This window comes from Chromobacterium sp. FG22 (assembly GCF_057809415.1).
Window position 1 is genome coordinate 48,570 of the sequence record NZ_JBMDJX010000026.1, and the last position, 23,049, is coordinate 71,618.

The window sequence follows — 23,049 nt, forward strand, 5'->3', positions numbered from 1 at the left end:
GAAGGAGGCGGGTCATGGAGCGGGAGCTGTCGTTGTCGCATGCCGGCGCGGACCCGGCGCGAGGTCCTTTGATCATCGTGGCGTCCAGCGGCACCGGCGGGGACATGCAGCCCTTCGTCGCGCTGGCGCGCGGCTTGAGCGAGCGCGGCCACCGGGTGCGGATGCTGGCGCCGGCCTTGCAGGAGGAAGCGGCGCGGGCGGCCGGCCTGCCGTACTGGCTGTTCGGCAGCGTCGAGCGGGAACAGGCGGCGCTGGACAACCCCGATCTATGGCATGAGCGCAAGAGTTGGGGCGTGCTCTGGGATAGCCTGGCGCCGGATCTGGACGCCTTGCGGGAGCGGGTGAGGGATCTGCCGGCGGATGAGGACTGCGTGGTCTTGTGCCACCCCGTCCTGGTGCCGATGGCGGCGCTGGCGCGAGCGGCGCGGCCGGATTTGCGCATTGTGACGGCCTATCTCGCGCCGTCCAATCTGTGCAGCCGCCACGACCTGCTCACCCTGGGCTCCTTGCGGATTCCCGGCTGGCTGCCGCCGGCCGGAGCTGGCCTGCTGTGGTGGGCGCTGCATCACTGGTTCAACGCCCAGACCTTGCCCAGTCTGAACGCGGCGCGCGCACAGCGCGGCCTGCCGGCGGAGCCGCATTTTTTCGAGCATATGTTGAGAGCCCCCAACGCCTCGGTGGGCCTGTTTCCCCGCTGGTTCGCCGCCTTGCAGCCGGATTGGCCGCGGCCGTTCTTCGAAGGGGATTTCCTGCTGCCCGCCGCGCAGCGGGGCGCGGGGCTGTCCGCCGAGCTGGAGGCCTTTCTGGCCGCCGGCGATGCGCCCGTCGTGTTCACGCCGGGCACCGGCCATCGGCACGCGGCGGCCTTCTTCGACGCCGCGCTGCGGGCCTTGCGGCGGCTGGGCCGGCGCGGGATTTTCGTCACGCCGCACGCGGCGCAGTTGCCGCCGGCTTTGCCGGCCGATGTGCTGTGGCAGGCGCACGCGCCTTTCGCCGCGCTGTTGCCGCGGGCGGCGGCGCTGACGCATCACGGCGGCGTCAGCACCATGGCGGACGCGATGCGCGCCGGGATTCCGCAATTGATCGTGCCTTACGCCTACGATCAGTTCGACAACGGCCAGCGCGCCAAGCGCCTGGGCGTGGCCGAGGTCTTGCACGCGCAGCGCGTGTCCGCGGGGAGAATGGAGCGTTTGTTGGCGCGCTTATTGGCCGAGCCGGGCCCGGGCCCGGCCTGCCGCGAGCTGGCCTTGCGCATGGCGGCCGGCGCGGAAGCGACGCGGGCGCTGTTGGACAGCGTGGAGGAGGCCTTGTTGGGGAAACCCGGACGCGCGGCGGAAAAATCCGGCGCCAGGCCGGCCTTGGCGGAGGGGTGACGAGGCTCTACAAGGCGAAACCCGCCGAGGAAGCGGAATGCACATGCGGTGCATGAGCGTTTCGAAGCGGGTTTGAGCGCCTTTGTCTAAAATCCCGCCGAAGCGCGGCAGACTTTTGTGGTTTTCAAAGTCTAGCGAGCTAGAGCGAGACAAGGCGAAAACTAGCGAAAAAGCGGAATGTACAAGTGGTACATGAGCATTTTGAGCTGGTTTTCAACGCCGTATCGCCGAAGCGCAGCAGACTTTGAACAGCTTCTTAGCTGAACAGCGTGCGCGCGCCCTCGTAACGGGCGGCGAAATAGCTATTGTCCAGCCGCGCCACGCGAATGGAGCTGTTGGTGCGCGGCGCGTGCACGAACTTGCCGTCGCCGATGAAGATGCCCATATGCGAGAACGGGCGGTTCATGGTGTTGAAGAACACCAGGTCGCCGACCCGCATCCGGCTGTCCGGGATGGGCCGCGCCACGCCGGCGATCTCGGCCGCGGTGCGCGGCAGCGTGACGCCAACGGCGTTCTGGTAGATGTAGCCGACCATGCCGCTGCAATCCAGGCCGGCCTCGGGGTTGGTGCCGCCGAACTTGTAGTCCAGGCCCAGCAGGCCCAGCGTGTAGATCAGGATTTCCCGGCTGGCGCCGTCGGCCTTCAGTCCGGACAGGCTGAGGTCGCCGGAAGGGCGGGGCTTGCGGCCGCCGGCCACCTTGGAGGGCGTGGTGCCGCAGGCGGCCAGCAGGCCGGCCAGCGACAGCAGCGCGGCGCCGCGCAGCAGCGCGCGGCGGTCCAACGGCGAAGAGGGCGAAGGCGGCAGGGTTTTGCTCATTGTTGCTTTGACTCCAGTTCTTCCCAGCGCGCCAGCTTGTCCATCAGCAATTCGTCGATTTCCTCCACCCGGCGCTGCCAGGCGATGGCCTCCTTGGGCGTGTCGCGGTAGCAGTTGGGGTCCAGCAATTGCTGATTCAGGCTGGCTTGCTCGGTTTCCAGCGCGGCGATCTCGTCCGGCAGCGCGGCGAGCTCTCGCGTCTCATTGTAGGACAGTTTATTGCGCGCGGACTTGGGCTTGTCCTTGGGTTTCTCCTGCGGGGCCGAAGCGTCCCGCGGCTTCTCCGCCGGCTTCATCGCCGCCATGCGCGCCTTGGTGTCGATCCAGTCCTGGTAGCCGCCCGGATACTCTTCCAGCCGGCCGTCGCCTTCGAAGGCGATCACCTGGGTGACCACGTTGTCCAGGAAGGCGCGGTCGTGGCTGACCAGGAACACGGTTCCCGAGTATTGAGCGATCACGTCTTCCAGAAGTTCCAGCGTGTCGATGTCCAGGTCGTTGGTGGGCTCGTCCAGCACCAGCACATTGGCCGGCCGGGTGAACAGCCGGGCCAGCAGCAGGCGGTTGCGTTCGCCGCCGGACAGCGAGCGCACCGGGCTGCGCGCGCGCTGCGGCGAGAACAGGAAGTCTTCCAGATAGCTCATCACGTGTTTCTTCACGCCGCCGATTTCAACGAAGTCGTTGCCCTGGCTGATGATGTCGGCGACGCTGGTTTCCTCGTCCAGCTGTTCGCGGAACTGGTCGAAGTAGGCGATCTCCAGCTTGCTGCCCTGCTTGACGCTGCCGCTGTCCGCGTCCAGCTGGCCCAGAATCAGCTTGAGCAGCGTGGTCTTGCCGGCGCCGTTGGGGCCGATCAGGCCGATCTTGTCGCCGCGCAGGATGCGGGTGGTGAAGTCGCGGATCAGGGTCTTGCCCTCGAAGCCCTTGCCGACGTGCTCCAGCTCCGCCACCAGCTTGCCGGAGCGTTCGCCGGCGTCCAGCTGGAAGTTGACCTGGCCCACGCGCTCGCGCCGCGCCGAGCGCTCGCGGCGGATGGCCTCCAGCCGGCGCACCCGGCCTTCGTTGCGGGTGCGGCGCGCCTCGATGCCCTTGCGGATCCACACCTCTTCCTGGGCGTGGAATTTGTCGAAGATGCGGTTTTGCTCTTCCTCGACGGCCAGTTCTTCCGCCTTGCGCACATGGTAGCTGGAGAAGCTGCCCGGGTAGCTGCGCAGCAGGCCGCGGTCCAGTTCCACGATGCGGGTGGCCACATTGTCCAGGAAGCGGCGGTCGTGGGTGATCAAGAGCACGCTGCCGCCGTAGTTCTTGATCAGGGTTTCCAGCCATTCGATGGCGGACACGTCCAAGTGGTTGGTGGGTTCGTCCAGCAGCAGCACGTCGGGCCTGGCGGCCAGCGCGCGCGCCAGCGCCACGCGTTTTTTCCAGCCGCCGGACAGCTCCTCGATCCGCGCGTCCGGGTTCAGGCCCAGATGGGACAGGGTGGAGGAGATTAGCGCGTCGAACTGCCAGCCGCCGCGGGCCTCCAGCTCGTGCTGGATGTGCTCCATCCGCGCCAGCGCCTGTTCGTGGTCGGCGTCGGCCTGGGTCAGCTGATGGGTGACTTGGTGGTATTCGGTGAGCAGGCTTTTCAGTTCGCCCAGGCCTTCGGCCACGGCTTCGAACACCGTGTGTTCCGGCGCCAGCTCAGGCTCTTGCGGCACATAGGCCACTTTGACGTCGCCCTTGATGTTGACGCGGCCGTCGTCCAGCGCCACCGCGCCGGCCACGCTTTTGAGCAGCGAGGACTTGCCGGCGCCGTTGCGGCCGATCAGGCCGACCACTTCGCCCGGTTCCAGCGCGAAATCGACGTTATCCAGCAATGCGTGGTGACCAAAAGCCAGGCAGGCTTTTTCGACGGTAATCAGAGCCATGGTGCGTGTTGTTTTCTGTATGGAAAGTTGGGCGGATTGTAACATGGGCTTCACCTTTCCACGCTTAGCGCCGCGCGGTTTGTGCTGTTACAATGCCGGCCAAACTTGAATGAAAGGCATGCTATGTACTTCGTTGACCGCTCGGTGGCCGTGATCAAACCGAAACAACCGTTCCTGGACTGGCTGAACCAGGCCCCGGACAACGACATGGATCTGGCGCTGGACAGCCTGCGCACCGACTGCACCGTGATCCTGCTGCCGGAGTTCGACGAGCCGGAAGAGGGCGTCGCCTACATCGACGAAATCTACGAACAATTGTTCAAGATGGAACTGGCGTCCTGGTACGAGGACGAAGACACATGGCCCAAGGATCTGTCCTTGAAAGCCTTCTGGGAATGGTTCGACGTGGAGATCCACTCCACGGTGATAGACAGCGTGGACGCCGACATCAGCAACACCCCGGCGCTGGATCTCTAAACCATGAACCGGCGGCCCCGGCTGGAGCCTTTCGGCTTCGAGCTGAGGCCTTCGCGCCTTTGGCTGGCGCTGACGGTTTCCGCCGCCGCGCTGCTGGCCTGGGCGGTGATCCGCCATCTGCCGCCCATCTGGCTGGCCTTGTTGCCGGCCGAGGCCTTCTTGCTTATGCGGGCGCTGCGCGCCGACGGCTGGGGCGACGCCGGCCGTTTCCGGCGGCTGGAAGTGGACGGCCTGGGGCGGCTGAGCGTGTGGCGCGAAGCCGCGCTGCCGGCGCAGGCCTTGGACGATTGCTTCGTCACCCCTTGGCTGACGGTATTGAATGTGCGCATCGGCGGCCGCCGGCGCGCCTTGATGGTGTGGCCGGATTCGGCGCCGGCGGACGGCCGCCGCCGCTTGCGGACTTATTTGCTGTGGTTTCAAGCCGCGGACGACACTGAGACGAAATGACTGGACACAAGACTCTGGCCGAGTGGCTGAGCTGGCAGGAAAGCCTGCACGCCACCGCCATCGATATGGGCCTGGCCCGCGTGGAGCGGGTGCGCGCCGCGATGAAACTGCAACCGTCCTGCCCGGTGGTGATGGTGGCCGGCACCAACGGCAAGGGCTCGGTCTGCGCGATGCTGTCCGCCATGCTGCATTGCGCCGGCTTCAAGGTGGGCACTTACACCTCCCCCCACATCCTGCGTTACAACGAGCGCATCGCCATCGATCTGGCGCCCGCCAGCGATGAGCGCATCGTCGCCAGCTTCGAGGCGATAGACGCCGCGCGCGGCGACACCTCGCTGACGTATTTCGAATTCGGCACCCTGGCGGCGGTGCACAGCTTTGTCGCCGAAAAAGTGGACGTGATCGTGCTGGAGGTGGGCCTGGGCGGACGCCTGGACGCGGTCAACATCTTCGAGCCGGACGTGTCGGTGGTGGTCAGCGTGGACATAGACCACCAGGCCATCCTGGGCGACAACCGCGAGGACATCGGCTTCGAGAAAGCCGGCGTTTACCGCGCCGGCAAGCCGGCCTTGTGCGCGGACCCGAATCCGCCGGCCAGGCTGATCGAGCACGCGCGCGCCATCGGCGCGGACCTGAAGCTGTACGGGCCGGACTTCGGCTATCAGCGCATGGACAATCAATGGTCCTTCCACATGGGCGACGCCCATCGCCACGCCTTGCCCTTGCCGGCGCTGCGCGGCGGCTATCAGATGGTCAACGCCTCGGCGGCGCTGGCCGTGCTGGAGTGCTTGAAGCCGCGGCTGCCGGTGAACCTGGGCGCGGTCAAGCGCGGCCTGCTGGAAGTGGAGTGGCCGGGCCGTTTCCAGGTGCTGCCGGGCCGTCCGGCGGTGGTGCTGGACGTGGGCCACAATCCGCACGCGGTCAAGGCGATGACGGCCAGCCTGAAACAGCTGCCGTTCGCCCGCAACCGGCTGGCGGTGTTCTCCATGCTGGAAGACAAGGACCTGGAACAGGTGGCGGCCTTGGCGCGTGAGGAGTTCGACGCCTGGTTCGTCGGCGGCCTCGACATGCCCCGCGGCCAGAGCGGCGAACGCATCGCCGCCAGGCTGGCGGAAATGGGCGTTGAGAGGGTGCAATCCTTCGCCACCGTGGCGCAAGCCTGGTCGGCGGCCTTATCGCAGGCGGAGGAGAGTGATAGAATTGTCGTTTTTGGTTCCTTCCACACCGTTGCCGAGGTGATGGAAGCCCGGCAACACCCGGCTTGAGGAAAGCATGGCTTTATCCACCCACGAGGAGTTGATCCTGTTGCGCAAGCGCGCCAGACGCCGTCTGGTGGGCGCTGTCGTCTTGGTTACCGTCGCCACCGTCGTTTTGTGGAACGTGGTGGGACGCCTGCCCGAGCAGCAGATGAAGCCGGAGTCCATAGAAGTGCTGGGCGCGGGCGCTTCCGCGCCGGCCGCCAATCACGCCGAAGCGCCGGCGGGCGCCTTGCCGCCGCCGGCCCAGCCGGCCTCGGCGCCGTCCGCGGCCTCCGCCGCGCTGGCCGAAGTCTCGCCCGCGGCCAAGCCCGGCGCCACCGAACTGGCGGCCAATCTATCCACGATGACGCCGGCGATGCCGGCCGCGCAGCCGGCCCCCGCGGCGAAACCCGAGCCCAAGCCGGAAGTCAAACCGGAGCCCAAGCCGGAGGCCAAGCCCAAACCCGAACACAAGCCGGAGCCGAAACCGGCCAAGCCCGAGCATAAAAAGCCCGAAATCAAGCTGGACGAAAAGCCGGCCCGCAAGCCGGACCCGGCGGCTATCCTGGAAGGACGCTTCGATTCGCTGGACAAGCCGGCGGCGAAGAAAGAGGAGCCGGCGGCCAAGGGCGAGAGCAAATCGGTGATCCAGCTGGCGGCGCTGTCGGACCCGGACAAGGCCGACGCCTTGAAGTCCAAGCTGTCGTCGATAGGCGTGTCCGCTCATTTCAGCAAGGTGCAGACCAGCAAGGGCGAGGTGACCCGGGTGCGGGTGGGCCCGTTCAACAGCCGCGCCGAGGCGCAAGCCACCTTGCAGAAGCTGGCCAAGGCCGGCGTTAACGGCATTATCGTGACCAAGTAGCCGTCATGACCATCTTCGACTATATTGCCATCGCCATCATCGCCGGTTCCATCCTGGTGGCGATGATGCGCGGCCTGGTGGCCGAAGTGCTGTCGCTGGGCTCCTGGCTGATCGCCTTCTGGTGCGCCAAGCAGTTTTCGCCGGTGGTGTCGGCGTTCCTGCCCGGTGAATTGAGTTCGGAAGGCTTGCGGCTGGTGGCCGGTTTCGTGGCGGTGTTTTTCCTGGCCTGGCTGGCCACGGCCTTGCTGCGGGTCACGCTGACCGGCATGCTGGACAGCGTGGGGCTGGGCGGAGTCAATCGATTGTTCGGGGCGGTGTTCGGCCTGGCTCGCGGGCTGGTGCTGGTGACGGCCCTGGTTTTGGTGGGCGGCTTGAGCGATCTGCCGCGACAACCCATGTGGAGGAATGCCGTGCTCTCGGCGCCATTTGAATCGGTGGCCTTATCATTAAGGCCCTGGTTACCGGCGATGCTGGCCGATAACCTCCACTACACCGGGTAGCTGGTGAACAAGGCGGAATATCTTGATATCTTCACTTCAAGATTCCGCCTTTTTCTTTGTCTTGTTTTTTTGTCCGTTTCTTTAGTAGTAGGGAAGAGAGCAAAAGATGTGTGGAATTCTAGGCGTGGTCGGTCAGGCTCCGGTCAACCAGTTGCTGTATGACGGTTTGCAGGTGCTGCAACATCGAGGTCAGGACGCCGCCGGCATCGTGACCGCCAATGGCAAGACCTTTCACATGCACAAGGGCAGCGGCATGGTGCGCGACGTGTTCCGCACGCGCAATATGCGTTCCCTATTGGGCGCGGCCGGCATCGCCCATGTGCGCTATCCCACCGCCGGCTCCGCCTCCTGCCTGGCCGAGGCGCAGCCGTTCTACGTCAACTCGCCGTTCGGCATCGTGCTGGCGCACAACGGCAACCTGACCAATACCGAAGAGCTCAAGGCGGACATGTTCCGCCACGATCTGCGCCACATCAACACCAATTCCGATTCCGAGGTGTTGTTGAACGTGTTCGCCCATGAGCTGACCCAGCGCCTCAGCGCCAACGAATTGAGCGTGGACGCGGTGTTCGGCGCCATCGAGGCGGTGCACCGCCGCGTGCGCGGCGCTTACGCGGTGGTGGCGATGATCGCCGGCTACGGCCTGGTGGCCTTCCGCGACCCCAACGGCATCCGCCCGCTGGTGATAGGCACTTGCGTCAACAGCGGCAAGACCGAATACATGTTCGCGTCGGAATCCGTTGCGCTGGACTGTTCCGGTTTCAGCCTGCTGCGCGACGTGCAGCCGGGCGAAGGCGTCTTCGTCAGCTTCGACGGCGAATTCCACGCCCGCAGCTGCGCCAGCGACACCCGCCACGCGCCTTGCCTGTTCGAATACGTGTACTTCGCGCGCCCGGATTCGGTGATAGACGGCGCTTCGGTCTACCAGGCGCGCATCGTGATGGGCGAAAAGCTGGCCGAGAAAATCCGCCGCGCCTTGCCGGAGCTGGACATCGACGTGGTGATGCCCATCCCGGACACCAGTCGCCCCAGCGCGCTGCAACTGGCCAACCACCTGGGCCTGCCGTACCGCGAGGGCTTCATCAAGAACCGCTACATCGGCCGCACCTTCATCATGCCGGGCCAGGCGGTGCGCAAGAAATCGGTGCGCCAGAAGCTGAACCCGGTGGCCTGCGAATTCAAGGGCCGCAATGTGCTGCTGGTGGACGATTCCATCGTGCGCGGCACCACGTCCAAGGAAATCGTGCAGATGGCGCGCGACGCCGGCGCCAAGAAAGTGTATTTCGCCTCGGCCGCTCCGGCGGTGCGCTTCCCCAACGTCTACGGCATCGACATGCCGACGCGGGCGGAACTGCTGGCCACCGGCCGCGACGAGGCCGAGATCGCGCGCGAGATCGGCGCCGACGCGGTGATCTATCAGGATCTGTCCGCGCTGGAAGAGGCGGTCAGCAGCGTCAACCCCAAGCTGAGCTGCTACGAAACCTCCTGCTTCAACGGCGAATACATCACCGGCGACATCACGCCGGCCTATCTGGACGCGATCGAGGCCGAGCGTCTGGACGGCAAGGCCGGAGCGGAGCAGGGCGGCAGCGAACATATGATCGATCTGAACCTGAACGTGGCGGAACAGAATCTAATGTAATAGTGATTTAGCTTCCAAACGGCGGCGGGCAATGCCCGCCGTCTTTTTTTATCCGTTTCCCGACGCAATTTGGCGACAACCGCGCCGGCGATAGCCGGATCCTGCGGTATTTCGCTTGCCAAACCCATTTCCCATATTGAATATTTAATGCCATAAGCCGATAAAAACCCGGCGTGATAAGGCAGCCGCGTAAACTGGTCTAAATTAATATGTATTTAAAACTGTTTACTTGTTAGTCTGCCTTTGACGCGCCTGATATTGAGGAGTGGATATGGATGACATTCTGGAGATGCTGGTTGCGCGGCAAGCCGCGCTGGAGAGGATTATCGAAGGCCTGGTGCTGACCATGAACCAAAGCGGCACCATCAAGCTGCAGGATTATCTGAAGATAGGGCAGCTGATGCGTTTGAACAGCGCGGTCACGGATTCCATCGACGTGTCCGACAGCCTGCGCCGCATCAACGCGCGCTTGCAGACGCATGCGCAGGGCGGGCTGGATTCGATGAACGCCCTGTTGCGGGAAACCATGCTGTTCGCCCAGGCGGCGCCGCCGCAGCGCGACGCGCTGCAGCAGGGTCTGGGCGCGAAGGCCTCGCTGGAAATCAGCGCGCAACTGGAGGAATTGTTGCAGCGGCGCGCGCGGCGGCCGCGCAAACCCACCCGGGCCTAGCGCCGCGCGAGCGGAAGGAGCGCCCCGCCTCGCGAGCGCTCGTCCGCCGCGCGAGGCGGACTTTGCCGGTTTTCAAGGCAGGCGAGCGGGCGGCGCGTCGCCCGTCGGCGCCAGCCGCAGATAGGACGCGCGGGACGGGTCCTGGCGGTCCACCATGACTTCCACCCGTTCGCCGGCGCGCGGCATATTGCCCAGATCTATCAGTTGTTCAATCGTCAGTTCCCGGCTGAAGCCGTCCTGCCACACCCTCAACTCCAATCGCATCATCGGCACCTGGTTCACCAGCAGGCCGGTTTGCCGGATCGACAAGACGTCGGCGTTGAGACGGACGCCGTCTTTCACGCTTTCTCGCTGCCAGGGACCGGACAGTCCGCGCAATTGCGAGGTCCAGTCGAAAGAGCGAAACAGCAGAAAGCCGGTAATGGCCAGCGACAACACGGTGACTCCTATCGACAGGAGCACGGAAAAACGGATCCAGGACTCGAACATCGGCGTCTTCCTTGCAAGGCGTGGGCGGCGTCGGACCGGCGGCCCGCTTCGCGCGCGAAACTGACAATATTAAGCACTTTATGGAAGCATGGGATTCGTTTGGAATGACAGAAGTTCCCGTCTTTCCCGCGGCGAGCGCGCGGCGCGCGCCCTTATGCGGTGATTCTAATCGCCCATCGGCTATTTTTACCCGGACTTATCATGGTAAAAATAAATACATTGGCATTTTATGGGGGTGAAAACCTTTGTCGTGTGACTAATTCACTATTCAAATTAAGAAATCGGCATATTTCCGGGAACTACCGCAAATGCGGTCCATCACAAAGTAATGCTTACCAGTGAAGCAACTTGAACTTCATAATGTTTTAGTTAGCCCTTTCGTCGGCGGACATGGCCGGCAAAGGGCGTCACCGGCTCCAGTGCCGCCGTCAGAGCGGTGGAGCCCAAGCGAGGCAGCCGGCCCGCAGAAACGCCGGCGCTTCGCGCATTGGCCAAGGCCAGGGGAAGAGAACTATGCCGAGACGTCCGTTGCTCTCGCCGCCAGAGCGCGCCAGCTTGCTGGAGCCTCCAGACGACGAATACGAGTTAGATCAGTTAACCGCCTTCAGCGAACAGGATTTCGCCTTGATCCAGCAGCACCGCGGCAGCGCCAACCGCTTGGGCGTGGCCGTGCTGCTGTGCTATCTGCGCCATCCCGGCATCGCGCTGGACGAGGGCTGCCAGCCCGCACCACGTTTGTTGCGGCGGGTGGCGGCCGCGCTGGGCGCGCGAGAGGAGGACTGGGAACGCTACGCCACCCGCGATCAGACCCGGCGCGAGCATCTGGTCAAACTCTACGCCTATCTGGGATTGAGGCCGTACCGGGCCGAGGACGGCCAGGCGGTCTTGCGCCACCTGGCCCGGCTGGCCACTCAAACCGATCAGCCGCTGTGCCTGGCGCAGGCCATGGTGTCCTGGCTGCGCCAGAGGCGCATCGTGCTGCCGGCCATAGGCGTGATTGACCGCAGTTGCGCGGCGGCGCTGACGCTGGGGTCGCGTCAAGTCTACTCCCGGCTCAACGAGGCCTTGAGCACCTGCCAGCGCCAACGGCTGGACGCCCTGCTGGAGCTGCGGGAGGGCGGCAAGCTGACGACGCTGGCCTGGCTGCGGCTGAACGCGGACCGCGCGCGCGGCGCGGCGCCGCAGCTGGAGCGCTTGCAAGTGGTGGAAGCGCTGGCCTTGCCGGCCCACCTGACTCAGTTGGTGGGGCCGGGGCGGATGCAGGAATTGGCCCGCGCCGGCGACGGCATGAGCTGCCATGATCTGGCCGAACTGGAGCCGCCGCGGCGCATGGCCACCCTGGTGGCCATCGTGTTGCAGGCGCGCGCGGCCCTGCTGCGCATGTTGCAGAACCTGGAAAAACTGAAGGCGATTGACGCTTTGTCCCTGCCCGCCGGTTTGCAGAATCTGGTGTCGCAACAGAGGATGGGCAGGCTGGCGGCCGAGGGCCGGCAGATGAAGCCCAAGGATCTGGCCAAGCTGGAGCCGCGCCGGCGCATGGCCACCTTGTTGGCCCTGGTGCTGGAGCTGCGCGCCGCCCTGGTCAAGGAAATCCTCGATCTGCGCGAACGCCTGGTGGGCAAAACGCTGGAGGCCGGCGAACTGATGTGAGCCGGCTTGAACGCGCGGCGGCGATGTGCCGCGGCGCAAGCGAAATGAATGAAAATCGCTGAATCCTAAACCCCGTCATTGACGGGGTTTATTTTTTTTAGCGCGTCCAGGATATTTAATAAAAATTACTAAACGGTTACAAAATTAAACAATCGTTTATTTTATTGCCGATCATTAGGGAAAACCCTGATCTTGTTTTTGATTTATGCAAATAAGGCGCGCGGATATGCGGGACTATCTAAATATGCTAACGTGCGGAAAAAGCGTTATTCCCAATGCCTGGGTTTTGTGTATCAAATGCAACAAAGTTTGAGCAAAATGTGAATTTGCACTTTCCACGTTTTAGCCGCTTAAGATCCGTCTTTCCATGATTTATTAAGTCTTGGCTTAATAAAATCGCCATTTGCGCATAAGCGTTTTAGAAAATAGACGGCTTATGCCAATTTACACCAAACAAGTCTCGGCATTAAAAACTTTTCTCCAAATTGTCCTAATAAGTATGTGTTTTGCACATTGTCCGCCGCCTGGATCGCTTCTTTGATCCGGCAAGCCGCGCCGACGAGCGCGCGGCGCGCCGCGACTGGCGCCGCCGTGCTTGCGCACTCACCGAGCATCGCGCGGGCGCGGCCGATATTCGCTAAAAATGCAAATAAAATCTTGCGCTTGCGATTGCCGATCTTATTTTATCGGCCGGCCTTGAAAATCGACGCCGATTAAGCTGGCGGCCGCGTCAAACTCAGCGCCTTCCTTCCGTATTCTGCTCTGCCGCAAGCCATTCTTCCGGCTGCGCGCTTAACTATTTCCTCAAGTCCTTGCATGCGCGGCCGTCATGAAAAACGGTTTATGCATTTGTATTGCCGTGCGGTTTCGCCCCGTTTCCCCGGTGTTTACCGGTAAACCCGCCGCCGGGCGTTTATTTGGACAGACTCAAGCGTTTGCTTATAACTTTGTTCTCGAGTTTTTGTGAAAGCGCGCCAGCCGTTTATTGGCGCCTTATTCAAAACATTGAGGCGGGCCGGGCAGGGCCGCCGTTGGAAGCAAACTTTCGTCATGAACGCTGAAACCATGAACCACGCCATCGCCGATATCGCCTTGCCGGACACCCCGGCCGCGGAAGAGCTGGATTTCGACGCGGACTTCGCCCGCGTCGACGCCGCGATCTGCGAATACGACGCGGTGGGCCAGGTGCCTTTGCGCAAGGGCGCGGAGCCCTTCCACTGGACCAGCGTGGAAAGCGCCTGCCGCGGCCTGCTTGGCAAGGCCGCGGATGTGCGGGTTGGTGTTTGGCTGCTGCGCGCGGCGCTGGCCCAGCGCGGTCTGGCCGGGGCGGCGGAAGGACTGGCGGCGCTGGCCGCGATCGCGGCGCAGCCGCTGGAAAACATCCGGCCGGCCGGGCAGCCGGACGCGCCGGCGGGTGAAACCCACGCGCTGCATCTGGCCTGGCTGTGCGGGCCGGCCTTCCTGCATCAGCTGGCGCACAGCCGGCTGAGCGCGGACAGCGAGCTGCGCGTCGGTCAATTGGCCAAGGACCCGGCCGCCGCGCCGCCGGCGGAGCGCGAGCGGGCGTTGCGGGATCTGTCCCGGCTGCGCGCCGGACTGGCCGCCTTGACGGACTTGAGCGAGCGCGAGGGTTTCGCCGAGCAGTTCGATTGCGCCGGTCTGATCGCCTTGTTGGATGAGCTGGAAGCGGCGCTGACGCCGATGCTTGCCGCGGTCCCCGCAGAAGCGCCCGTCTTGAGCGAGGCCGCCCCGGCGGCGCGCGCGTTGCCGGCCGGCGCCTTGAACAGCCGCGAGGAGGTGGCGGCGGCGCTGGACTTGATCGTCGCGTATTTCCGCGAGCACGAGCCCGGGCACCCGGCGCCTATCTTTCTGCTGCGCGCCAAGCGGATGTTGGGCGCGGGCTTTGAGGAGTTGATGGCGGAGCTGTTCGCCGAATCGGATGCGCTGGTGGCGAAATTGGATCGCCCCCGGCCTTTACAAGGGTAGTCAAGCAATATCAGGGAAAGGACATATGCCATGGCGCGACAGAAGGATGCGCAGAAGTTCATCGGGGAAAGCCGTGCGCCCCGCGTGCAGATCGAATACGACGTGGAAGTCTACGGTTCGCAGAAAAAGGTGGAGCTGCCTTTTGTAGCCGGGGTGTTGGCGGACTTGTCCGGCGACAACATCGAAGCGCTGGGCGCGGTGGAGGACCGCCGTTTCACCGAGATCGACGTGGAGAACTTCGACTTGCGGATGGCGCAGATCGCGCCGGAACTCAGCTACCACGTGAAGAACGTGATCACCGATGACGGAACCTTGATCCCGATCGACTTGAGCTTCGACTCCATGGAGTCCTTCGAGCCGGCCGAGGTGGTGAAGAAAATCCCCGAGCTGGCGGTGCTGTTGGACGCGCGCAGCCAGTTGAAGGAATTGTTGACTTATATGGACGGCAAGGTGGCGGCCGAGGAGTTGATCGAGCAGCTGCTGAAGGACCTGCATCTGCCCGCGGACGACGCCGCGGCGGGCGAGGCGGCCCAGGCCGACGGGGAGGCGAGATGAGCACCCATGCCGAGATGCAGGCGCCGGCCGCGGCCGGCCAGACCGAAACCACGGTGGACGACGGCCTGAAGGACATCCTGCGCCGCTCGTTCCGGCCGCGCACCAATGAAGCCGCCGAGGCGGTGCAAAGCGCGGTGCAGACCTTGCTGGCCTATGCGCGCCGCAGCCGGGTGGTGGTGCGCGAGGACGTGGCGCAGACGGTGGAGCAATTGGTGGCCGAGCTGGACCGCAAGATTTCGGAACAGCTGACCCTGGTCTTGCACAACGAGCACTTCCAAAAACTGGAAGGCGCCTGGCGCGGCCTGCACTACCTGGTGTCCAACACCGACACCACCGAGAATCTGAAGATCCGCTACCTGAACGTCTCCAAGAAAGAGTTGGGCAAGACCCTGCGCCGCTACAAGGGTGTGGTCTGGGACCAGAGCCCCATCTTCAAGATGATTTACGAGCAGGAGTACGGTCAGTTCGGCGGCGAGCCCTTCGGCTGCCTGGTGGGCGATTATCACTTCGACCACAGCGCGCAGGACGTGGCCTTGCTGACCGAGATGTCCAAGATCGCCGCCGCCGCGCACACGCCTTTCATCTCCGCCGCCGCGCCCAGCTTGTTGCAGATGGACGACTGGAGCGAGCTGGGCAATCCGCGCGACGTGTCCAAGATCTTCACCGCCACCGAATACGCGTTCTGGCGCCGGCTGCGGGAAAGCAACGATTCGCGCTACCTGGCGCTGACCTTGCCGCGCTTCCTGGCGCGGGTGCCTTACGGGCCCAAGACCCAGCCGATAGAGGAGTTCGGCTTCGAGGAGAAGGTGGACCCCAACCGCGCCAGCGATTTTTGCTGGGCCAATTCCGCCTACGCGATGGCCGCCAACATCACCCGCGCCTTCAGCACCTACGGCTGGTGCACCAAGATCCGCGGCGTGGAGTCCGGCGGCGCGGTGGAGGTGCTGCCCAAATTCGTGCTGCCCTCGCAGGACAAGGAAGTGGAGCTGCATTGCCCTACCGAGATCGCCATCTCCGACCGCCGCGAGCACGAGTTGTCCGAATCCGGCCTGATGCCGCTGGTTTACCGCAAGAACTCGGACATGGCGGCCTTCATCGGCGCCAAGACCGTGCACCGGCCGGCGGTGTACGAGGACGACGACGCCACCGCCAACGCCAATCTGTCCTCGCGCCTGCCTTATATCTTCGCCACCTGCCGCTTCGCTCATTACCTGAAGTGCATCGTGCGCGACAAGATCGGCTCCTTCAAATCGCGGGAAGACACTCAGCGCTGGCTCAACGATTGGCTGATGAACTACGTGGATGGCGATCCCAGCATTTCCAGCGAGGTCACCAAATCCAAGCGCCCGTTGTCCGCGGCCGAGGTGCTGGTGGACGAGCTGCCGGACAACCCCGGCTACTACCGCGCCCAGTTCTTCCTGCGGCCGCACTTCCAGCTGGAAGGCTTGACCGTGTCGCTGCGGCTGGTTTCCAAGCTGCCGTCGGCCAAGCAGGAGGGGGCTCGCTAGCGCGCGGCTCGCTTCCGATAGCCCGTTCATTCACCGCCGCGCTTAGCTTAAGCAAGAGCTGACGGCGGCCGGTTTGGCGCGGGGCGGGAACGACCTGAGTCGCCCCGGCGCTTGCATTCCGTTTCAGGTCTGGCTTGTCCATCACTTTTTTTCGGAGTATCGCAACATGGCAAATGCATTGGTTGACTACTTTCTGCAGATTGAAGGAGTCGAGGGGGAATCAACTGACCAGCAGTACTCGGGCCTGATCCAGATCCAGAGCTGGCAATGGGCCGAGGAGAACTCGGGCAAATGGGGCTTCGGCAGCGGCGGCGGCGCCGGCAAGGTGGAAATGAAGGACTTCGAGTTCCGCATGGTCTCGAACAAGGCCTCGCCCAAGCTGTTCCTGATGTGCGCCACCGGCGAACACATCCCGCGCGCCAAGCTGATCTGCCGCAAGTCCGGCAACGGCCAGCAGGACTTCATGATCATCACCTTCGCCAGCGGTCTGGTGTCCTCCTTCCGCACGCTGGGCAATATGCCGTACGCCATCATGGGCCACGGCAGCGGCGATGTGGAAAGCGTGCTGCCCACCGACGAGATCAAGATCAACTTCGCCAAGATCGAGTTCGAATACCGCGAACAGCGCAATGACGGAACCATGGGCGCGGTGATCAAGGCGGGTTACGACCTGAAGCTGAACGCAGCCGTTTAAGCACTATGAGCCGGGACTTTCCGGCCTTCTTTCCTCTCTATCGGGACGGCGTCGCCCAGGCGGCGCCGGGCAGCCATGACGCCACGATTATTCGACCAACTGTCCGCCCGCGCAGGGCGCGAGACGCTCGCCGCCAGCATCGCGCGCGATCTGGCGCATTTGATGAACGCCGCGCTGCGCGGCGCGCGCCTGCCGCTGGCGGCGGGCAGCCAGCTGGAGACTTCGGTGTGGAATTACGGACGGCCGCCGCTGGCGGAGAGAAAGTCGAGCCGGATCGACCCGGCGCGCGTCAGCGCCCACATCCGCGACGCCATCCGCCGCTTCGAGCCGCGGCTGGACCCGGAACGGCTGGAAGTGAGCGCGCGCGCCGGCAGCGGGCCGCAGGCGCGGCAGCTGCTGTATTTCGATGTGGCCGCGGTGACCCGCGACGGCGGCGAAGCGCTGCGGCTCAGCCTGACGCTGGATTATCTGGACGGTTATTTCGGCCTGCCGCGCGCCGCGGAGGCGGGGGCGGCCGGATGAATTTCCTCGATCACTACAATAATGAATTGCGCCATCTGCGCGAGGCCGGCGCGCGTTTTGCCCGCGAGCATCCGCAGATCGCCCCGGCGCTCGGCCTGCGGCCGAACTCGGTCGCCGATCCCTTCGTCGAGCGCCTGCTGGAGGGCGTGGCCTTTCTGTCCGCCCGGGTGCAGACCCGGCTGGATCTGGAGTGCGCGGAATTCGCGCGCCAGGCGCTGGCCCAGGTCTGCCCGCTGTATCTGAGCGCCACGCCGGCGATCAGCAGCTTCGCCTTCCATCCGGACTTCGCCTCGCCGGAAGCCTTCCGCGGCCGCAGCCTGCCGCGCGGCACCCTGATCCAGGCGACCTTGCCGGGTTCGACCCGGCCCATCACCTTCGCCACCGGGCGCGAGGTGACCCTGCTGCCGCTGCGGCTGGAGCGGGCGGAGTGCGGCCGCGGCCTGACCCGGCTGTCCGCCGAGCTGGCGCGGCGGCTGGCCTCGTCCCAGGCCGCCTTGCGCCTGAGCTTCAAACTGGAGGGCACGGTGTCGCTGGGCGATCTGGCCGCGACGGAGGGCGGCGCCAAGCCGCTGCACCTGAGCCTGGCCGGCGATCTGCCGCGGGCTTACGCGCTGCACCGCGCAATGCTGGCCGACGTCGGCGCCTGGTATGCGACGGCCGACGACGGCCGCGGCGGCGAAGTCCTGCTGGAGTTGCCGCTTGGCGGCCTGCGCCTGTCCGCCGCCGACGAGGGCGAGGCCCTGCTGCCCGCCGACGCGGGCGGTTTGCCGGGCTTGCGGCTGCTGCGCGAATACTTCGCCCAGCCGGCGCGGCTGCTCAGCGTGGAATTGGACGCGCTGGCGGCCTTGGCGGCGCGGGCGCCGTCGGCGCGCGGCTTCGAGCTGATCCTGGCCTTGCGCCAGGCGCCGCTGGACCTGATAGGCGAGGTGGACGCCGGCCAGTTCCGCCTGTTCGCCACCCCGGCGATCAATCTCTATCCCAAGCGCCTGGACCCGGTGCCCTACGATCCGAACCAGACCGAGCAATGGATTCCGGTGGACCGGATGCGGCCGGCCGAACACCACCTGTGGCGCTTGCTGGAAATCAATGTCTGCGACAGCAACGGCCGCTCGCGGGAGGCGCGGCCGGCGCTGGACGCCGGCGGCTACCAGAGCGCCCCGGCGGCGGCGCGCTATTCGCTGCGCCGCGAGCCGGCGCTGCAAAGCGAGGGGCCGCGCCAGGCGCGCCCGGACGCGCTGGGCAGCCATGATCTGATCACCATTTCCGCCTGCGCCGGCGATCTGGGCCTGGACGACATCGCCACCCTGACCGGGCGCGCGCTGGTGGCGGACCGCGGCTGGCGGCCGGAAGACCTGCCGGCGGCGGAGCTGCGCGCCGAGGGCGGCGCGGTGGCGCGGCTGGAGTGCCTGTGGCCGGCCAGCGCGCCGCGGCCGATTCCGGACCTGGAGCGCTGCTGGCAGGCGGTGGCCCATATCGGCCAGAACCCGTTGAGCCTGCGCGGCGCCGGCCGTCAGGACATCGCCGCGCGGCTGGCGGAGCAGCTGCGGCTGGCCGCGCAGCCGGAACTGGCGCTGGACCGCCAGCGCATAGACAGCCTGAAGGCCGCGCATCTGCAAGCCGGCTTCCTGCCCGCCGGCCGCGGTTCGCCGCAGGCCCTGGTGCGCGCCTCCCTGGTGGACATCGATATCGCCGCCGTGATGCACGCGGACCGCGGCGGCTGGCTGTTCGGCCGGCTGCTGGCCCAGGCGCTGGCCCAGGCGGTCACGCTCAACGACGGCATCGAGGTCAGCCTGAGGCTGGACGGCGAACCGGTCAGCCGGCACGGCAACACCCAACGCGCGGACGGAGAACTGCAATGAAACGACAGCAGATGATCCGGGAGCTGAAGCCGCAGCGCACCTTCTTCGAACTGATGCGCCGCGTGGAAACCTGGCAATGGCGGCTGCCGGACGCCGCCGCGGCGGGCCGGCTGCGGCGCCGGCCGGACTGGCTGGGCCTGGAACAGGCCGCCGACATGCACTTCGCCAGCAGCGAGATCAGCGGGGTGAAGGTGGAAGAGGCGGAGGACGACGCCGCGCCGCGCGTCAGCGTGGTCTGCCGCCATTTCGGCCTGTTCGCGCCCTACGGGCCCTTGCCGCTGCACATCACCGAGCACGCGCTGCACGAGCGCCGGCTGGAACGCAACGCCGCCTTCGAACGCTTCGTCAACCTGGCCTGCGGCGATCTGGCCTGGCTGCACTACGCCGCCCGCGCGGCGATGCATCCGGCGCTGGGCTACGAGCGCGGCCGCCATCCCTTCGCCGAGCGCGTGTCCGCGCTGGCCGGCGCCGCGCCGGAGGCGGAGCCGCTGCTGGACCCGCACGCCGCCGCCTGCCGGCGCAGCCATCCCGGCGCTTATCACGCGCCGCGCCGCTCGCTGGCGGACTTGCAGAAAATCCTGGCCGGCTATTTCGGCGCGCCGGTGCGCTTGTCGCCGCGCCAGGGGCGCTGGATTCCGCTGCGGGAAGGCGCAGGCGGGCCGCGCCGGCTGGGGAGCTGGCGCGTGGGCAGCCGGATCTGGGACGCCCAGCACGCGCTGGACATCACCATAGGGCCGATCGACGCCGCCGAGTTTTCCCGCTGGCGGCGCGGCGCGCCCGCGGTGCTGGCGATGTTCGCCGTCGCCGCAGATTTCGCCGATGGCCGGGCCGCCCCGGTCATCAAGGTCCAGGTCCGCACCCGGCCGGAACTGGCAGGCAAGGTGGGGCGCATGCGCCTGGGGGTGGACGCATGGTCCCGCCCCGGCGTCTCGCTCCGGACTCTCACCGTGTATGAATCTTTCCAGGATCCGCTGTGAACCGAGAACGCATTTTCGGCCGCTTAGGCCCAACCGCATACGACACCTTGGTGGAAGCCACCGCCCTGGGGCGCTCGCGCCGGCACGCGCTGGTGGACCTAGATCATTGGCTGCTTTGCCTGCTGCGCCGCGGCGGCGGCGACGTCGCGCTCTTGCTGGAGGCGCTGGACTGCGAGCCGGCCGCCGCTTTGCAACGCGTGGGCAAGGCGCTGGACGCCGCCGAGGCCGGCGGCGAATCGCTGCGCGACATCTCGCCGGCGCTGGAGCGCAGCGTGGCGCCGGCCATCAGTTGGAGCCAGGTGGCCGCGCCGGCCGCCAAGGTGCGCAGCGGTCATCTCTTGCTGGCCTGGCTGGACGAGGAGCCGACGCGGCGCTGGCTGCAGCATCGCATCGGCCAGGCGCTGGCCAAGCTGTCGCTGGACGACATCGTCGCGCGTTACGAGGCGCTGGCCGGCGCTTGGCCGGAAGCGGCCGACGCGCCCGCCGGAACCGCCGCCCAGGGGGCCGCAGGCGAAGCCGCCGATCCGGCCGCGGTGCTGCGGCAATGGGCGGTCAGCCTGAGCGATCAGGCGGCGGCCGGCGAATTGGACCCGGTGATAGGCCGCGACGCCGAATTGCGCGCGGTGATCGACGTGTTGTCGCGGCGGCGGCAGAACAATCCCATCCTGGTGGGCGAGGCCGGCGTCGGCAAAACCGCGGTGGCCGAGGCGCTGGCCCAGCGCATCCATCGCGGCGAAGTGCCGCCGGGCCTGCGCGGCGCGCAGATCTGGGCCTTGGACGTGGCCAGGCTGCAAGCCGGCGCCGGTGCGCGCGGCGAGTTCGAACAGCGGCTGCGCTCGGTGATAGACGCGGTGATCGCCGCGCCGGCGCCCGTCATCCTGTTCTGCGACGAAACCCACACCCTGATCGGCGCCGGCGGCAACGCCGGCACCGGCGACGCCGCCAATCTGATCAAACCGATGCTGGCGCGCGGCCAGCTGCGCATGGTGGCCGCCACCACCTGGTCGGAATACAAGCAGTTCATCGAGCCGGACGCCGCCTTGGTGCGCCGCTTCCAGACCGTGGCCGTGGACGAGCCCGACGACGACACCGCGGTGGACATGCTGCGCATGATCGCGCCGCGCTTCGCCGGCCATCACGGCGTGCGCATCGTCGACGCCGCCTTGCGCGCCGCGGTGACGCTGTCGCGCCGCTATCTGCCGTCGCGGCAGCTGCCGGACAAGGCCATCGGCCTGCTGGACACCGCTTGCGCGCGGGTGGCGATGAGCCAGAGCTGCCAGCCGGCGGCGCTGGACCGGCTGCGCCATCGCGCGATGACGCTGGAGCAGGCGCTGAGCTGGCGCGCCAGCGACGCGCGGCTGGGCCTGGCCGCGCCGGCGGACGGCGCGGAACTGGAAAGGGAGCGCGAGGAAACCGCCGCGCGCGCCGACGCGCTGGACGTGGCCCTGAGCGAGCAGCGCGCCGAGGTGGGCGCCTGGCTGGAGGATCTGGAAACGGGCGGCGCCGATCCGGAGCGGGCCGAGGCCCTGAGCGGGGCCGAACGGCTGGTGCGGCCGTGGGTGGACGCGCAGGCCATCGCCGAAGTGCTGTCGGAATGGACCCAGGTGCCGGTCACCCAGATGGCTCAGGACGAGGCGCGGCGGCTGATGGCGCTGCGCGAAGGGCTGAACCAGCGCATCCAGGGCCAGGAAAGCGGGCTGGACGCCATCGTGGAGGCGCTGCAAGTGGCGCACTCCGGCCTGGGCGATCCGCGGCGGCCGATGGCGGTGATGCTGCTGGCCGGCCCCACCGGCACCGGCAAGAGCCAGACCGCGGCCGAACTGGCGCAGGCGCTGTTCGGCGGCGAACGCAATCTCTTGCGCTTCAATATGAACGAATTCCAGGAAGCCCACACCGTGTCCACGCTGAAGGGGGCGCCGCCGGGCTATGTCGGCTACGGCCGAGGCGGCCGCCTGACCGAGGCGGTGCGCAAAAAACCCTACAGCGTGCTCTTGCTGGACGAGTTCGACCGCGCCCATCCGGATGTGCACGAAATGTTCTATCAGGTGTTCGATCAGGGCTGGATGGAGGACGGCGAGGGGCGGCACATCAATTTCCGCAACTGCCTGATCCTGCTGACCAGCAATCTGGGCGACGCCGAGATCGAAGCCGCCTGCGCCGCCGAGCCCGAAGTCTCTCAGTCCCGGCTGGACGCGCTGGCGCGCGAACGCTTGCAGCGCCGTTTCGCGCCGGCTTTGCTGGCGCGGATGCGGGTGGTGGCCTTCCGGCCGCTGGGCGAGCCGGCCTTGGCCGGCATCGCGCGCCAGGCCCTGGACGACATCGGCCAGCGCCTGAGCGCCAACGGCCTGGACTGGCGCGCCGACGCCGAGGCCGCGGACTGGATCGCCCGAGCGGTGGCCAGGCACCCGGCCAGCGGCCGCGCGGTGGGCGATCTATTGCGCCAGCGGGTGATGCCGGCCATCGCCCGCGGCGTGCTGGAAGCGCGCGCCGCCGACCGCGCCCTGCACAGCGTGCGCCTGAGCGCCGCCGAAAAACTGGAACTGATTTTCGACGACGGGGAGGGCGTGCCGCTGCCGCCGGCCGCGCCGGCCGAATCCGCCGCCCCGGGAGAAACCGCATGCGTTTGATCGAATTGCACAGCCTCTTGCTGGACGCGGACAGCGTCGCGTTGAGCTTCAAGGCGGACGAACGCCTGTCGCAGGAACCCAGTTACCAGCTCGACATCGCCTGCGCCGACCCGGCGCTGGACCTGGACGGGCTGCTCGGCTCGCGGCTGACGGTGGACATCGACCTGGGCGACGAGGGCGTCCGGCCTTTCCACTGCCAGGTGCTGGGCGGCTACGACAGCGGCCAGACCCAGGACAGCTACACCTACA

At 66.3% G+C, this 23,049-nt stretch carries 21 protein-coding genes; 18 read left to right on the forward strand and 3 right to left on the reverse strand.

What is annotated here, in order from left to right; genetic code table 11:
* The first annotated feature begins 14 nt into the window (after nt 1–14).
* On the forward strand, nt 15–1,373 hold the full coding sequence (locus ACODSD_RS20120; RefSeq protein ID WP_488878143.1) for a nucleotide disphospho-sugar-binding domain-containing protein: 1,359 nt from the start codon (nt 15–17) through the stop codon (nt 1,371–1,373).
* Nucleotides 1,374–1,629: 256 nt separating this feature from the next.
* Here ACODSD_RS20120 and ACODSD_RS20125 read toward each other — a convergent pair whose 3' ends face one another.
* Both ACODSD_RS20125 and ACODSD_RS20130 read right to left on the reverse strand, forming a co-directional pair.
* On the reverse strand, nt 1,630–2,190 hold the full coding sequence (locus tag ACODSD_RS20125; protein ID WP_081549764.1) for a C40 family peptidase: 561 nt from the start codon (nt 2,188–2,190) through the stop codon (nt 1,630–1,632).
* Nucleotides 2,187–4,097 carry an ATP-binding cassette domain-containing protein gene (locus tag ACODSD_RS20130; RefSeq protein WP_107799078.1) on the reverse strand — a complete coding sequence of 637 codons (1,911 nt, stop codon included), beginning with the start codon at nt 4,095–4,097 and terminating at the stop codon, nt 2,187–2,189. The genes ACODSD_RS20125 and ACODSD_RS20130 overlap by 4 nt, the downstream gene beginning before the upstream one ends.
* 123 nt (nt 4,098–4,220) lie before the next feature.
* Here ACODSD_RS20130 and ACODSD_RS20135 point away from each other — a divergent pair, with 123 nt between their 5' ends.
* The 7 genes from ACODSD_RS20135 (at nt 4,221) to ACODSD_RS20165 (ending at nt 9,933) form a co-directional block, all read left to right on the forward strand.
* Nucleotides 4,221–4,574, forward strand: coding sequence for a hypothetical protein (locus tag ACODSD_RS20135; RefSeq protein WP_107799079.1), 354 nt, complete (start codon nt 4,221–4,223; stop codon nt 4,572–4,574).
* A gap of 3 nt (nt 4,575–4,577) precedes the next feature.
* Nucleotides 4,578–5,021, forward strand: a complete 444-nt coding sequence (locus ACODSD_RS20140; RefSeq protein ID WP_486637213.1) for a protein YgfX — start codon at nt 4,578–4,580, stop codon at nt 5,019–5,021.
* Nucleotides 5,018–6,286 (forward strand): bifunctional tetrahydrofolate synthase/dihydrofolate synthase, encoded by a 1,269-nt coding sequence (gene folC / locus ACODSD_RS20145; protein ID WP_107799081.1) that lies wholly within the window; start codon nt 5,018–5,020, stop codon nt 6,284–6,286. Before ACODSD_RS20140 ends, folC begins: the two co-directional genes overlap by 4 nt.
* Before the next feature lie 7 nt (nt 6,287–6,293).
* The gene (locus ACODSD_RS20150) at nt 6,294–7,121 is read left to right on the forward strand and encodes an SPOR domain-containing protein (RefSeq protein WP_107799082.1); all 828 of its coding nucleotides are present in this window, start codon (nt 6,294–6,296) and stop codon (nt 7,119–7,121) included.
* A 5-nt stretch (nt 7,122–7,126) separates the two neighbouring features.
* On the forward strand, nt 7,127–7,621 hold the full coding sequence (locus ACODSD_RS20155) for a CvpA family protein (protein ID WP_048415279.1): 495 nt from the start codon (nt 7,127–7,129) through the stop codon (nt 7,619–7,621).
* A gap of 106 nt (nt 7,622–7,727) precedes the next feature.
* Nucleotides 7,728–9,263, forward strand: coding sequence for an amidophosphoribosyltransferase (gene purF / locus ACODSD_RS20160; protein WP_107799083.1), 1,536 nt, complete (start codon nt 7,728–7,730; stop codon nt 9,261–9,263).
* A 271-nt stretch (nt 9,264–9,534) separates the two neighbouring features.
* A complete protein-coding gene (locus ACODSD_RS20165; protein ID WP_107799084.1) occupies nt 9,535–9,933 on the forward strand; it encodes a hypothetical protein in 399 nt (132 codons plus the stop codon).
* A gap of 72 nt (nt 9,934–10,005) precedes the next feature.
* Here the strand turns inward: ACODSD_RS20165 and ACODSD_RS20170 are convergent, their stop codons facing one another.
* Nucleotides 10,006–10,422 (reverse strand): hypothetical protein, encoded by a 417-nt coding sequence (locus ACODSD_RS20170; RefSeq protein WP_488878144.1) that lies wholly within the window; start codon nt 10,420–10,422, stop codon nt 10,006–10,008.
* Nucleotides 10,423–10,935: 513 nt separating this feature from the next.
* On the opposite strand from ACODSD_RS20170, the gene ACODSD_RS20175 reads away from it, so the two are divergent.
* The 10 genes from ACODSD_RS20175 to ACODSD_RS20220 all read left to right on the forward strand — a co-directional run.
* Nucleotides 10,936–12,072: a DUF4158 domain-containing protein gene (locus tag ACODSD_RS20175; protein ID WP_488878145.1), complete on the forward strand. Its 1,137-nt coding sequence runs from the start codon at nt 10,936–10,938 to the stop codon at nt 12,070–12,072.
* 1,050 nt (nt 12,073–13,122) lie between these two features.
* Nucleotides 13,123–14,058: a type VI secretion system ImpA family N-terminal domain-containing protein gene (locus ACODSD_RS20180; protein ID WP_227108462.1), complete on the forward strand. Its 936-nt coding sequence runs from the start codon at nt 13,123–13,125 to the stop codon at nt 14,056–14,058.
* Nucleotides 14,059–14,088: 30 nt separating this feature from the next.
* Nucleotides 14,089–14,613 carry a type VI secretion system contractile sheath small subunit gene (tssB, locus tag ACODSD_RS20185; RefSeq protein WP_107799086.1) on the forward strand — a complete coding sequence of 175 codons (525 nt, stop codon included), beginning with the start codon at nt 14,089–14,091 and terminating at the stop codon, nt 14,611–14,613.
* Complete coding sequence (gene tssC / locus ACODSD_RS20190; protein WP_107799087.1) at nt 14,610–16,121, forward strand: type VI secretion system contractile sheath large subunit; 1,512 nt, start codon at nt 14,610–14,612, stop codon at nt 16,119–16,121. The genes tssB and tssC overlap by 4 nt, the downstream gene beginning before the upstream one ends.
* A 166-nt stretch (nt 16,122–16,287) precedes the next feature.
* Entirely contained in the window at nt 16,288–16,815 is a 528-nt protein-coding gene (locus ACODSD_RS20195) for an Hcp family type VI secretion system effector (RefSeq protein ID WP_039755389.1), read from the forward strand.
* A gap of 75 nt (nt 16,816–16,890) precedes the next feature.
* Nucleotides 16,891–17,337: a GPW/gp25 family protein gene (locus tag ACODSD_RS20200; protein ID WP_107799088.1), complete on the forward strand. Its 447-nt coding sequence runs from the start codon at nt 16,891–16,893 to the stop codon at nt 17,335–17,337.
* Nucleotides 17,334–19,196: a type VI secretion system baseplate subunit TssF gene (tssF, locus tag ACODSD_RS20205; protein ID WP_488878146.1), complete on the forward strand. Its 1,863-nt coding sequence runs from the start codon at nt 17,334–17,336 to the stop codon at nt 19,194–19,196. Before ACODSD_RS20200 ends, tssF begins: the two co-directional genes overlap by 4 nt.
* The gene (locus ACODSD_RS20210) at nt 19,193–20,173 is read left to right on the forward strand and encodes a type VI secretion system baseplate subunit TssG (protein ID WP_107799090.1); all 981 of its coding nucleotides are present in this window, start codon (nt 19,193–19,195) and stop codon (nt 20,171–20,173) included. Before tssF ends, ACODSD_RS20210 begins: the two co-directional genes overlap by 4 nt.
* Nucleotides 20,170–22,800: a type VI secretion system ATPase TssH gene (gene tssH / locus ACODSD_RS20215; RefSeq protein ID WP_488878147.1), complete on the forward strand. Its 2,631-nt coding sequence runs from the start codon at nt 20,170–20,172 to the stop codon at nt 22,798–22,800. Before ACODSD_RS20210 ends, tssH begins: the two co-directional genes overlap by 4 nt.
* On the forward strand, nt 22,791–23,049 hold a 259-nt coding region (locus tag ACODSD_RS20220), incomplete at its 3' end, for a hypothetical protein (RefSeq protein ID WP_488878148.1). The genes tssH and ACODSD_RS20220, both read left to right, overlap by 10 nt.